The 12,301-nt window shown below is 41.3% G+C and carries 12 protein-coding genes and 1 other RNA gene; 10 read left to right on the forward strand and 3 right to left on the reverse strand.

Going from position 1 to position 12,301, the window contains the following annotated elements; genetic code table 11:
* Positions 1–243 precede the first annotated feature (243 nt).
* The 8 genes from ssrS (at position 244) to ABJK37_RS01895 (ending at position 6,090) form a co-directional block, all read left to right on the forward strand.
* A non-coding RNA gene (ssrS, locus tag ABJK37_RS01860) (6S RNA) lies at positions 244–425 on the forward strand.
* A gap of 36 nt (positions 426–461) precedes the next feature.
* Positions 462–872: a hypothetical protein gene (locus ABJK37_RS01865; protein ID WP_348349529.1), complete on the forward strand. Its 411-nt coding sequence runs from the start codon at positions 462–464 to the stop codon at positions 870–872.
* A gap of 160 nt (positions 873–1,032) precedes the next feature.
* Positions 1,033–1,923 carry a ribokinase gene (locus ABJK37_RS01870; RefSeq protein ID WP_348349531.1) on the forward strand — a complete coding sequence of 297 codons (891 nt, stop codon included), beginning with the start codon at positions 1,033–1,035 and terminating at the stop codon, positions 1,921–1,923.
* 19 nt (positions 1,924–1,942) lie between these two features.
* The gene (locus tag ABJK37_RS01875; protein ID WP_348349533.1) at positions 1,943–2,884 is read left to right on the forward strand and encodes a nucleoside hydrolase; all 942 of its coding nucleotides are present in this window, start codon (positions 1,943–1,945) and stop codon (positions 2,882–2,884) included.
* 22 nt (positions 2,885–2,906) lie between these two features.
* On the forward strand, positions 2,907–3,506 hold the full coding sequence (locus ABJK37_RS01880; protein ID WP_348349535.1) for a 5-formyltetrahydrofolate cyclo-ligase: 600 nt from the start codon (positions 2,907–2,909) through the stop codon (positions 3,504–3,506).
* A gap of 63 nt (positions 3,507–3,569) precedes the next feature.
* A complete protein-coding gene (gene rpiA, locus ABJK37_RS01885; RefSeq protein ID WP_348349537.1) occupies positions 3,570–4,226 on the forward strand; it encodes a ribose-5-phosphate isomerase RpiA in 657 nt (218 codons plus the stop codon).
* 244 nt (positions 4,227–4,470) lie between these two features.
* Positions 4,471–4,902: a GNAT family N-acetyltransferase gene (locus ABJK37_RS01890; RefSeq protein WP_348349539.1), complete on the forward strand. Its 432-nt coding sequence runs from the start codon at positions 4,471–4,473 to the stop codon at positions 4,900–4,902.
* Between the two features lie 300 nt (positions 4,903–5,202).
* Positions 5,203–6,090, forward strand: coding sequence for an SDR family NAD(P)-dependent oxidoreductase (locus ABJK37_RS01895; protein ID WP_348349541.1), 888 nt, complete (start codon positions 5,203–5,205; stop codon positions 6,088–6,090).
* A gap of 77 nt (positions 6,091–6,167) precedes the next feature.
* On the opposite strand, the gene mtnK is transcribed toward ABJK37_RS01895, so the two are convergent.
* Both mtnK and ABJK37_RS01905 read right to left on the reverse strand, forming a co-directional pair.
* Complete coding sequence (gene mtnK, locus ABJK37_RS01900; protein WP_348349543.1) at positions 6,168–7,412, reverse strand: S-methyl-5-thioribose kinase; 1,245 nt, start codon at positions 7,410–7,412, stop codon at positions 6,168–6,170.
* 69 nt (positions 7,413–7,481) lie between these two features.
* The gene (locus tag ABJK37_RS01905; RefSeq protein WP_348349545.1) at positions 7,482–8,657 is read right to left on the reverse strand and encodes a dipeptidase; all 1,176 of its coding nucleotides are present in this window, start codon (positions 8,655–8,657) and stop codon (positions 7,482–7,484) included.
* A 321-nt stretch (positions 8,658–8,978) separates the two neighbouring features.
* Between ABJK37_RS01905 and ABJK37_RS01910 the strand changes: the two genes are divergently transcribed.
* The gene (locus ABJK37_RS01910; RefSeq protein WP_348349547.1) at positions 8,979–9,791 is read left to right on the forward strand and encodes a transporter substrate-binding domain-containing protein; all 813 of its coding nucleotides are present in this window, start codon (positions 8,979–8,981) and stop codon (positions 9,789–9,791) included.
* Positions 9,792–9,810: 19 nt separating this feature from the next.
* Here ABJK37_RS01910 and ABJK37_RS01915 read toward each other — a convergent pair whose 3' ends face one another.
* Positions 9,811–10,710, reverse strand: coding sequence for a LysR family transcriptional regulator (locus ABJK37_RS01915; RefSeq protein ID WP_348349549.1), 900 nt, complete (start codon positions 10,708–10,710; stop codon positions 9,811–9,813).
* A gap of 153 nt (positions 10,711–10,863) precedes the next feature.
* Here ABJK37_RS01915 and ABJK37_RS01920 point away from each other — a divergent pair, with 153 nt between their 5' ends.
* Positions 10,864–11,862, forward strand: coding sequence for an NADP-dependent oxidoreductase (locus tag ABJK37_RS01920; protein WP_348349551.1), 999 nt, complete (start codon positions 10,864–10,866; stop codon positions 11,860–11,862).
* Positions 11,863–12,301 lie beyond the last annotated feature (439 nt).

The following is a 12,301-nucleotide window of genomic DNA, read 5'->3' on the forward strand; positions in this document are numbered from 1 at the left end:
ATTGTTAGACATAACAATGCTACCACTCCCGATAAAGCAAATACATGATATATCCTCCTAGGCTGTAAAAATGACTAGGTCAGAATTCGCAACACTTCTAAATCTGTTATAGCGCTAAGGACTTAGCCTTAGCGTATGGGTTTCGAATACGATATCACTAGTAACTCGCCCTACTAACAGATTATAATGGCGGGGTACGTTGCTAGCTAATGCTTAATTGGTTAAACAGCAAGCAATTTTCTATGCCTCCTGGGGTGTTTGCCAGTTTAGTTATGTCCCTGGCCGATGCTTTTTACCTAGGAATTTGATTCCACTACTATTGCGCAAGCTCGGCTCGTATCGAGAAGCCTAAGGTAGCGATGATTTTTCCGCCCTGAACTTTCGGTTCACGGGCTTACACCGAACAGCGGCACTTTGGGAGGCGTCCAAACTATCGATAACGGATTGAGATCAGTGGTCATATGAATGAAGAAGAAAAAATTCAAACTTACGGAAAAGAAGTCCTAGAAGCTTTGTCTTCTATAGTGAAGTGGAAATATGATGATTTTCACAAAGTCATGCTCGCAGAGTTCTCTGTAGATAAGCAAGACCAAGTATTATTTACTTTGCAGCAAACATTGCCTGTTTGCTGGGATGTTAAAACCATCAAAAAAGCACCTGACCAAGCCAAACATTACGCAGGTCAATTCTCGAAGCTGGTTAAACAACAAAAACTATTCAGTAGCAATATCGAACGTCAACCTAAAGTGATGGCAGCTTGGTGGCCTTGGGGTCATGGAGCGACAGTCTCTGTTAGATTGTTTTTAACCGACACATCTCCTTATGTTCCCAAAACAGGGATTATCCATAAACTGTCACGTCTTTTTGCTTAAGGGCGGTTACCCTTAAATAAATTTGCTGCCAGAGAAAAAATCAATATACTTACAACCAGACCAAACGGTCAACTTTTCAATAAATGGTTAATTTATGAGTTTATTCAGCTAGAATAATTTCAAAACTGTAACTTTAAAACAAGAGGCACAACAGCGCATTATGGCCGTTATCAATTTTGGTTCAATCAATATAGATCATGTCTATCAAGTAGATCACTTTGTTCAACCTGGTGAAACCATAGCTTCAAGTCACTACCAATGTTTATTGGGTGGCAAAGGCGCCAATCAGTCTATTGCCCTAGCCAGAGCAGGTTCACAGGTACGCCATGTAGGTAAAATTAACGAATCTGATGTGTCTTTCAAACAAACCATGATCCGCGATGGTATTGATTGTAAATATGTGTCGTGCACTGAAACTGCTTCTGGGCATGCAATCATTCAAGTGACACCTTCAGCAGAAAACGCCATAGTGTTGTTTGGCGGTGCTAATCAAGAATTAACATCTAAAGATGTGATGCAAGCACTGGATTCAGTTTCATCCGCAGATTGGGTTTTGACTCAAAATGAAACCAGCAGTATCGACCAAGTGTTAATTCAAGCCAAAGAAAAAGGCTTGCAAGTCGCCTTTAATCCAGCTCCTATGACTGAGTCAGTTAAACATCTTCCCAACGAATGTATTGATTTATTGATAGTGAATGAAGTAGAAGCGGAAGAAATTTCTGGGCGCCAAGACTTAGATAAAATTGAAGAATATTTTCGCCAAGATTGGCCTCACGCTGAAGTCCTGATTACTTTAGGTAAAGCAGGTGTGCGAATGTTAAAGAAAGACAAAACCATTAACGTGCCCGCTTTTGAAGTAGAAGCCGTCGATACAACAGCCGCAGGCGATACCTTTATTGGCTATTTTTTATCTGCTTATAGTAACCATACAGACTCAGCTGTCGCGTTAAAACGCGCATGCGCCGCTTCTGCATTAGCGGTAATGCAAGTTGGCGCGGCACAATCGATACCTAACGAAGAAGACGTGAACCGTTTTCTTGCTAAACAATAATCTTTTCGGGAGACATTTCATGAGCCACAAAATTATACTAGATACTGATCCGGGGATTGATGATGCAATGGCGATTTTCTTTGCGTTTCAACACCCTGAAATTGAGGTATTAGGGCTCACTACTGTATATGGAAATGTACCAGTAGAAATGGCAGCCAAAAATGCCATTACTTTGTGCGCGCTAGCCGAGAAAAATATTCCAGTCTGCAAAGGTGTCGGTATGCCTTGGGTGGGTAAAGAATCTGGCTATGCCCATTTTGTACATGGTGATGACGGATTTGGAAATATCAACTTTCCGGCTATAGCAGGCGAATTAGACCCTCGTAGTTCAGCACAATTTATTGTAGATAAAGCCCGTGAGTTTCCCGGTGAGATCACAGTAGTGGCTATTGGTCCATTAGGTAATTTGGCGTTGGCGTTACGCCTAGAACCTGAACTACCCAAATTGCTAAAAGCGGTATCCATAATGGGCGGCGCGGCATTTGTGCCTGGTAACGTAACTCCAGTGGCAGAAGCCAATATTTGGAACGATGCTTTTGCAGCTGAAATTGTGTTTGGAGCATCATGGGAGCTCAATATGTTTGGTCTAGATGTGACAAACTCTTGCCCCTTTACCCCTGAATTTTTAACTAGCCTTAAACAAAACAACGCCAAACTAGGCGGGTTTGTGCATGACGCAGCACAGTTTTATGTGGAGTTTTACTCACAAAACAGAGATGAAGATGTGTGCTTTTTTCATGACGCAATGCCGATTGCCCATTTAATTGATCCAAGCTTATTTGAATTACAAACTGGCCATGCAAGAGTCTCAACTGATCCGTTAAATATCGGTCAGACTTCAGTTGCGCTGCCTAACACTACCGCTAGTCCCGACTGGCTCAACGCGCAACAAATCAATGTGGCAACTAAAGTAGACAACGAAAGACTGACTCAATTGTACCTAGATACGTACAGCCTATAATTTAGCCTGCGGAAAATGAAACATGTCGCAATTAGATGTTCAGGCAAGACAACAAATTCGGCAAGAGTATCGTAAAAAGCGGCAAATGTTATCGCCTCTGCTTCAAGCAGAGGCTGCAACCCAAATACTCACAACCTGCTTAGAATCAACGCCATTGCTCAAGGCAAAAACCATTGCCTGTTACATAGCTAACGATTCAGAAGTTAACCCTCAAAAAATTATTAATTATTGTTGGCATCAAGGTAAATCTGTATTGCTTCCGGTGTTACATCCTTTTAGTAAAGGACATTTGCTATTTGTCGAATACCATCCCAACTCTGCTACTCGCAAAAACCTTTATGGAATTGATGAACCCATAGTGACGAGTTCAAATATCTGTACTCTAGAGAACATTGAGCTGATACTGACACCGCTAGTTGCCTTTGATGCTAAAGGTAATAGGTTAGGTATGGGAGGCGGCTATTATGACCGTACCTTAGCACCAATTCGTCGCGATTCGATGGACACTCAGCTGATTGGATTGGCACATACTTGCCAACAAACGGATAAGATAATCGCTGATAGCTGGGATATACCATTAAATGGAATTGCCACCCCTAAGCAATTTTTTAATATAAGTTAACACTGTGCATGGGTTACACTTCACATAATAAAGTGGTTATTAAATTGAACAGGCCCTCTCCCCATGACACAAGACGAGAAAAAACAAGCAGCAGCCCTAGCAGCCATAAAATATGTCAAAGACGATACTATCGTAGGTGTTGGCACTGGTTCTACTGTCAATTATTTCATTGATGCTCTAGCTGATGTAAAACAGAAAATTCAAGGTGCAGTGTCGAGCTCAGAAGCCTCTACGGAACGTTTAATTGCCATGGGCATTGAAGTGTTTGATCTCAATTCAGTAGACAAATTTGATATCTACGTAGATGGCGCAGACGAAATCACCCAACACAAACATATGATTAAAGGCGGCGGTGCGGCGCTGACCAGAGAAAAAATAGTCGCTGCTGTGGCTGAAACCTTTGTATGTATCATTGACGATACAAAACAAGTCCCTATGCTCGGCCAATTTCCCTTGCCGGTCGAAGTGATCCCTATGGCTCGCTCTTATGTAGCCCGAGAAATAGTCAAACTTGGAGGGGATCCAGCCTATCGCCAAGGTGTGATCACCGATAATGGCAACGTGATTTTAGATGTACACAATTTAAAAATTCTTAATCCAGTTGAACTAGAAAGACAACTCAACGCCATAGTGGGCGTGGTTACCAACGGACTATTCGCAAATCGCTCAGCAGATGTGGTATTGGTAGGTACTGAGAATGGTGTTGAAACGATAAATTAAATTTTGGTTAGCGCACTAAAAGGGCCTGAATAACGCCTCAAGGCCCCCTCTCAAAAGGTTAATTTAGCTAACAGAGGGCCTAATATCGTTTCTAACAGCTAAATATGCCCTGTCTAAAAAGATAAACAATTTTCAGATTAGTTACGTTTTGCTACATCTCAGTTTTGGACAATTGATACATCGTTAAGCTAAAATTCTCCCTCGCGGCTGCACATCTATTTCAGTCAACTTGAGAGAAAACATAATGATTGTAGAAAATGTGCTTCCCAAAGATTACGCAGAATTGCTTAGTGTTTGGGAAAATTCAGTCCGAGCAACCCATAACTTCATAACAGAAGAAGATATAGCGTTTTTTAAACCCATTATCATCGAGCAAGCTTTTCCTTCTGTAACCTTGAAGTGCATCAAAAATGAACAGAGTGTCATCCTTGGTTTTGTGGGTATACATGATTCAAAGGTAGAAATGCTGTTCGTATTAAATGAAGCGAGAGGGCAAGGTGTAGGTAAAGTGTTACTGCAATATGCGATAGAGCAGTTAGGCGCAACCAAGGTAGACGTAAACGAACAAAATCCGTTGGCTGTAGGATTCTACCAATATATGGGTTTTAGAATTGTTTCACGTTCACCACTCGATGACATGGGAAAACCTTTTCCAATTTTACATATGACTCTGTAACGCTCGGTTTGTCGTAACCCAGTTTGTTAGAACAAACGCCCAAAGCTAATAACTTTGGGCGTTTGCGTATGTGGTGTTAAACCTATATCAATGCTTTAGGGTGAGTATCTATGCTTGGCGCATCCCCCATAGAAAAGTTAAAGTCTGATGTTCTAGCTGCACTTTCGGTTATATAGGCTGATATTCACCCCATGAAGACTCACCAATTAGCCAAATAAAGTATTTTTGCGCCTCCCCACCCCTTACTATCATGATCACAAACGTCGTTTAAAAGCTATTTAGAAACTAAGGGTTATCATCATGTCGAATCAATTTGCGGGTAAAACAGCGATTATTTCCGGTGGTGCAGGGGGCATTGGTTTTGCACTTGCTGAAGAATTTGGACAACTAGGTATGAACATTGTCATCGCCGATATCGATCAAAATCAACTCTCTGAGGCACAGCGTAAGTTACAAGAGGCAAATATACCAGTCTTGGCTTGCGCCTTGGACGTCACCAATTACCAACAATGGCAAGAGGCTGTCACAGCAGCACAAAACGAATTTGGCAATATTCATATGCTAGTGAATAACGCTGGTGTAGGTGGTGTGCCAGGTTCAGTAGACGACACTAAGCTCGAAACGTGGAAATGGGTGATGGACGTGAATGTAATGGGTGTAGTCAACGGCACACAAGCTGTCGCCCCAAGCATGAAACAACATGGTCAGGGAGGTTGGATCATTAATGTCGCCTCGATGGCGGGTATGAACGGTGTACCCTATTCTGGGGCTTATGCCGCGTCAAAAGCGGCGGTTGTTTCTATGTCAGAAAGTTGGGCTGGTGAGTTAAAAAAACATAACATTGCGGTGTCAGCGCTATGCCCTGCTTTTGTTAAAACTAGAATTCATGAGTCACTTCGTAACCTTCAAGATGAATACCAAGAGGTAAAAGACCAAGGAGCGGCAAAAGCCAGCTCTTCCAAAGGAGCGAATAAAGCAAAAGAACTAGTAGAGTCTGGCATTCCTACTTCAGTCTTAGCAAAACGTGTAGTTGAAGCGTTGCAATCCGGGCAAACATACATTTTTACTCATCCCAACTTCCGAGCACCAATTGCTTATCGTTCATCACTGCTAGATGCAGCATTTGCCGATGCTGAAAACAGTCCCATTGTCAGTCACCTTAAAGATGATGAAATCAAGATGTTATAGCTGTAGTAAACCGCCGCGACAATTAATTACTCGTGGCGATTCCCCCCCAAAATTGCGACACTGTACTTTGGCGAAAATTATGAAGCGGCAAAACCTTCAGCCAGTTTATTAACATCGGCAATGCATTTATAGGAATCACGGTTGAGTAACATTTCAGTCGCCATTTTAAGAGCCTGAGTTTCTAACTTTGCGCGAAACTGTTGTTCTTCGAATTGCATCAAATCAGGTACTTTTGCGACGCCTAAAATTCTGCGCATCATCTTACATGCAGCAAAGCCTAAACTATCCGCTAGCAACTGTTCTAAAAAGGTCTGCCTGAACATTTGATGGCTGTCGCCAGTGAGATCTTTACCCATAAACGCATTGGGGGCAGATTGCTCATGTTCAAACCACAATGATAAAAATTTGCCTTCAAATTTGTACCAAATATCGTCAATAGTCTGCAGTAACCAATGACTGTAGTTAACAGATTCAACCGACGAGTGATGAGCATGTGAAAAGTAGCACAAATATAGATTTCCAATCAGTGCTCCTAAATCAAATCCCATTGGGCCGACAAACGAAAACTCTGGATCAATAACAAAGGTTTCTAATTGATTTACCATCACCGACCCCGTGTGAAAATCCCCATGTAACAAGGCTTCAGGCTTATTCATGAAAGTATATTTCATGTCTGCAACATGTTTTCTAACAAGAGGGTTTTTCTGTATAGAATCTATCACTGCCTGGGATAAAGCCGGATTGTAAGCGTTCATTTCGTGATGTTCAAATGGATAAGTAAACACAAACTCTTCGGTTATTTTACACATATCATGATTATGGCTATCACTCATCAATGCCTTCTTTTCTAGTGAAGACAAGGCAAAACTAGAAGAATAAAATAAAGTCTCGGCTAGAAAAGTAGATAAGTCTTCTGCAAGTCTAGGCAGATATCGCCCCTGTATTAATTGCGAGCGTAAAATATCGTGTTGACTTAGGTTTTGCATAATAACCACAGACAACGCTTCAGATTGATAATATAGCTCTGGCAGCATTTCCGGGCATACGCTGGATTGATAATTTAAGGCATTAATTTCAGCGGTCATTCTTTGTCGAGTTAAGGGCCATTGTTCTCCCATCACCTTAATATAAGGCGGGGCTTGCTTGATAAAAACAGACTGGCTTGGCTCTTGTTTGTTTCTCACCACAAAGGCAAAATTCATGTTGCCATCAGTTATTTCCTGAATCTCTAGATTATCAAAGCTCGAAAATCTGTGCTCGATTTCAGGCAACGATTGTAGGTAATCGGTAAGATTGAGGCGGCTAAGTTGAAAATATTCCATTCAGAATGGTACACCGTTGATTACATTAAAAAGAATTTGATACGTTTATTAAATGCCATTGCGCGGCAATTAATCTGGCAAATGTGCTTGTAAGTAACGCAACATATTGTCACCCATAACTTGTTTAATTTGTGATTCACTTAGTCCCAAATCTAACAAAGCTTGAGTTAGATACACTAGCTCAGACGTATCAAATGGCACACTGGTGGCGCCGTCGTAATCTGACCCAAGCGCTATGTGTTCGCTCCCTACTAATTCAATACCATATTTAATTGCTTTTGCGATTTCAGTTACATTAGGTTCACACACCGCTCCATCCCAATAACCCACAGCAATAAGACCGTCGTTTGCCGCAATTTGTTGCATCAAGTCATCGGAGATATTTCTTGCTGACGGGCAATGTCCGTAAAATCCGGTATGGCTTATGAGTAAAGGCTGATTACTCATCGCTAAAATATCTTTGACTACTTGTTCAGATGAATGTGACACATCTAACATAACCCCTAAAGACCGCATTGTTTGTATGGCGTTTTTTCCAAATTCTGTTAGCCCCTCACCACTTACGCCATGTAATGAACCACCTAACTTATTATCAAAAAAGTGTTGCAAACTCATCATCCGAAAACCACTATCAAATAGACGCTGGATATTGCTTAGGTCTCCATCAAGTGCATGTGAGCCTTCTGTGCCTAATAACATCCCTAATAATTTAGGGTTGGCTTTTCGCTTCTCAAGAAATTGTGATAGGTCCGATTTCGACGTAATTAGAGACACTTGATCGGGAAACCGTTGTGCTAGTTCTAACGCTTTACTCGCTTGAAACAAAGCTCGCTCTGCCAAACTATCCCAGGTACTAATAGGCCATAGGTTAACTAACGCCAGTTTAGTGATATTGTCGCTTGCATCAGTGCTGTTTTCTTCATAGTTGATGCCGTCAGGTGATTTAGTCACAGTGGTAAACATTTGTAATGCCACATTACCTTGTTGCAAACGAGGAATATCAACGTGTCCGTAGTCATGGTTTTCTATTAAATCTCTTTTCCACATTAAAGAATCACTGTGCCAATCACCGATAAATAATTGCCTATGTAAAGCGCGTGCTTGCTCAGAAATCACTGGTAAATTTGAATCATGTAACCGGTTGGTTTGTTTATCTAACTGCGCGGGAAAAAACACAAAAAAGGCAATAACTGCGAGTATGACGAGTATGGCGACGACTTTATAAATAGCTTTTTTAGAAGGCATAAGTAGTAATCTAAGGTTTGAGAAACATAAAGAGATACAATCTTCGTTCGTACCATAAATGTCAAACTAAATTATGAATTCCGGCAAAGCTAAAACTCTTCTGCTAACACCGTAAACCCGACTACGACTTAGGGTGCCAGTAAATTCAGTGTTAGGTTAATCGCTATTTTCAGACAACCACCTCCGCAACTCAATTTTCATTCAAATGGCAGTTTTTAATTGCCACAGGTTTGTTAAACTTTGCTATGAGATGTATCAAGCTTAGCGATTGATATTGAATTTTAACTTTTCCTACTTCCCGGTTTTACAATTAGGTATGACATGAAGAACCCATCTAGCGTGTTATGGTTTTTGAGTTTCCTTTATATTTTATTTTCGTCTCATTCAATTGCGCAACCTTATCCTCCTCTGAGATTCTTAACTGAACATAGTCCGCCCGGTGAATATCTAAATGAAGAGGGGGTTGTAACAGGTGTCACTGTAGAACTGATACGTATTTTACAACAGCGTCTTGACGAACCGGGTGAGATAAACATTTTACCTTGGGGCCGAGCCATGAAAATAGCGCGACAAGAAAAAGGGCTAGCTTTATTTGAAACAGTGCGAACTGAAGAGCGAGAAAGTTGGTTTAAATGGGTGGGGCCCCTGCAAAGTTATACAGTTTCGTTGTATGGTCTAAAACAGAGAATGATAAACAAACCCGATCTAAAAATGGCACCTCAAAAATATATTGCTTGTACCTATCGCAACTCCGCAATTATCGACGAAATAGAGAGTTTAGGTTTTCATACAGATAGAAATTTAATCCTAACCAGTAAAGTAGGAGATTGCCAAAAAATGGTATTGCTAGGACGTGCAGACTTAACACCTATTAGCGATTTAGGATTAGATAACTTTGTATCCGAAGCGTCAAAAATAGGTGATGAATTGGTACCTGTAGCGTTTTTAACCAAGCGCCAACGTTATCTCGCGTTTTCACTTGATGTTGATTCTAAACGTATCAATAGATGGCAAAGTGCGTTGGAGCAGAGCTATCGCGATGGCACTATGCGGCGACTCTATCAACCGGTATATTCCGAGTCCATAATTAAACGCCTTGAAGAGATAGCAAAGAATAATGTAAAAAACCTTTAAATTGATTATCAGTCAAATGCTATTGCTTGACTCGCGCTACCAAAAAATCCACAGCAGCTTTGACTTTAGGCACTAAATATCTTTGTTTCTGATATAACAGATACACCGCCATGTCGTTATTCTGGCTAATTTGTACAGTCGGCTCTATCTTTAACTCTAACAACTCACCCCTTGCCAAGTACTGTGCCGCTGACCACCTTGGCGCCATCAATATGCCTTTACCTTTAGCTGCTAGTTCACCTAACCATTTACCGTTGTTTGATACCGCCACTTGTGGAGCAGAGACGTCATGCCACTGATTATTGAGGTAAGCCAACCACGGTGTAGGTCCATTAGGTGTGCGAAAATATAGACCTTTGTGTTTTTTCAATTCAAGTGCGTTTGTTGGAGTTCCCATGTTTAGCAGATATTGCGGAGAGGCAACAGGTACAAACTGATTACCCATTAATTTGATCGCTAATACTCTTTCGTTTGGCGCATAGCCACCTCTAATTGCAACGTCCACTTCGTCTCTACTGAGCGCCGACAATTCATCGCTTAGACTCACATCGAGCACTATTTCAGGGTAGAGTTGGCTGAATTCTTCTAAAAGCGGTAGTAAGATACGCTCTCCAAATCCAACCATTGAGCTGATGTGCAAGTGCCCCATTGGTTTAGCTTGATAACTCCGCACCGCCTCATTACTTTGTTCCAGTTGCTGCAGGATATCCACCACTTGGTTATAATAACGCTGCCCGACCTCAGTGAGTTTAACGTCTCGTGTAGAACGCTTGAGTAGCGTGGCACCTAAGCTACTTTCTAAATCTGCAACCCTTCTGGACAACGAAGACGGTGGCACCCCGAATAACCTAGCAGCTTTCGTAAAACTGCCCATTTCTGCAACTTTACTGAAATAGCGTAACGCTCGGACTTGGTCCATTACTTTCCTTTTATATCTATCGAAAATACATTTATTGTCTTTATAACAATAAAGATAGCCTTTTTCAGCTATATATCTTGCCATTTTATTTAGCAATACTTACCTCTACAACGCAGTTCATTTAACGCAACCACATAATGGAGAATGCTAAACATGAGTACATACACAGCGATTAATCTAATTGCCCGCCCTGCCCCAGGCCCTATAGGTGCAGAACTTTTTGAAATAGTACAAAAACCCATTCCAAGTGCTGGTCCTGGGCAGATTTTAGTTAAACAAACCCATATGTCGCTAGACCCTGCGATGGTTGGATGGATGAATCCCGACCCAGAAAGTTATATCCCACCCGTTGCACTTGGCGACGTTATGCGCTCTTCAGGCATTGCTGAGGTAATCGAAAGTAATCACCCCGACTTTAGTGTTGGCGATCGTGTGATGGGCATGACTGGGTGGACTGAATATGTGGTAAGCACAGGCGAAGGCCTAAGAAAAGTACAACCGGGATTAGATCCTGAAATGGTGTTATCAGTTTTTGCACTGCCGGGCTTAACTGCAACCCAAGGTTTCTTTGGTTTTGGCAATCATAAAGCCGGTGAAACTATAGTGGTCAGTGGTGCTGCAGGTTCGGTTGGGTCAATAGTAGGACAGCTAGCCAAGGCCGAAGGTCTCAACGTGGTTGGGGTCGCAGGCTCTGATGAGAAATGTGATTGGATAGTTAAAGACCTTGGATTTGACGGCGCGATCAATTACAAAACAGATGATATTGATGCTAAGTTAACTGAATTAGCGCCCAAAGGTGTTGATATATACTTTGAAAATACAGGCGGTCCTATCCAACACCATGTTATCGAGCATATGAATGCTCACGGTAGAGCAATTGTATGTGGCATGATTTCTGACTACACAGCCGAAACTCCCAGTGCAGGTCCCAATTGGATACCAATTATAAAAAAACGTATCACTGTCCAAGGTTTTGCTATGCCTGATCATTTTGCGCAACTACCAGAATTAGTTAGCAAACTCACGCCCTACGTAATGCAAGGAAAGATAAAATACCGCGCACATGTGCTCAATGGTCTAGAGACTGCAATCGATGGTTTAAACATGTTATTAACAGGCGCCAATAACGGTAAACTAATAGTTAAATTGTAAAACCAATTGATATAACCCCCCAATCATAATTTTGAACAATCCCCCCTAAATGGCGGGGATTGTGACTAATCACATTGCCTTAAACAAAAATTCAGCCATTTTGAGGCCGCTTCTTTAAAATATTTTAAAAAATAATTTAAAGTGTTTTTGTCTATATTATTCCAATCCCACCTATAAAATTGCCCACCTAAACAAAGTATAAAAAATACCAAGAAAATCTGTTTAGGCCCCTATTATAAAGGCATTCATCTTGTACACCCCTCGGTTACACGAGTCCTCAATCAAACCAAAATATTACCAATATACGTTTACCACCCAATATTGGTATTACCAATAATAAACCAATTTATAAATATTGGAATAACAAAATGTTGACATACCACACCTTAATTGGTTAGTTTAGCGCACAAGCTTGAAACATTTTGTTTACAACTCAAAC

Source organism: Paraglaciecola sp. (assembly GCF_039964565.1).
GTDB lineage: Bacteria > Pseudomonadota > Gammaproteobacteria > Enterobacterales > Alteromonadaceae > Paraglaciecola.

Bases quoted from the DNA above. Each gene is read 5' to 3' on its own strand.
- ABJK37_RS01870 (WP_348349531.1), top strand. From the start codon at position 1,033: ATGGCCGTTATCAATTTTGGTTCAATCAATATAGATCATGTCTATCAA.
- rpiA (WP_348349537.1), top strand. From the start codon at position 3,570: ATGACACAAGACGAGAAAAAACAAGCAGCAGCCCTAGCAGCCATAAAA.
- ABJK37_RS01910 (WP_348349547.1), top strand. From the start codon at position 8,979: ATGAAGAACCCATCTAGCGTGTTATGGTTTTTGAGTTTCCTTTATATT.
- ABJK37_RS01895 (WP_348349541.1), top strand. From the start codon at position 5,203: ATGTCGAATCAATTTGCGGGTAAAACAGCGATTATTTCCGGTGGTGCA.
- ABJK37_RS01875 (WP_348349533.1), top strand. From the start codon at position 1,943: ATGAGCCACAAAATTATACTAGATACTGATCCGGGGATTGATGATGCA.
- ABJK37_RS01890 (WP_348349539.1), top strand. From the start codon at position 4,471: ATGATTGTAGAAAATGTGCTTCCCAAAGATTACGCAGAATTGCTTAGT.
- mtnK (WP_348349543.1), bottom strand. From the start codon at position 7,412: ATGGAATATTTTCAACTTAGCCGCCTCAATCTTACCGATTACCTACAA.
- ABJK37_RS01915 (WP_348349549.1), bottom strand. From the start codon at position 10,710: ATGGACCAAGTCCGAGCGTTACGCTATTTCAGTAAAGTTGCAGAAATG.
- ABJK37_RS01865 (WP_348349529.1), top strand. From the start codon at position 462: ATGAATGAAGAAGAAAAAATTCAAACTTACGGAAAAGAAGTCCTAGAA.
- ABJK37_RS01920 (WP_348349551.1), top strand. From the start codon at position 10,864: ATGAGTACATACACAGCGATTAATCTAATTGCCCGCCCTGCCCCAGGC.
- ABJK37_RS01880 (WP_348349535.1), top strand. From the start codon at position 2,907: ATGTCGCAATTAGATGTTCAGGCAAGACAACAAATTCGGCAAGAGTAT.
- ABJK37_RS01905 (WP_348349545.1), bottom strand. From the start codon at position 8,657: ATGCCTTCTAAAAAAGCTATTTATAAAGTCGTCGCCATACTCGTCATA.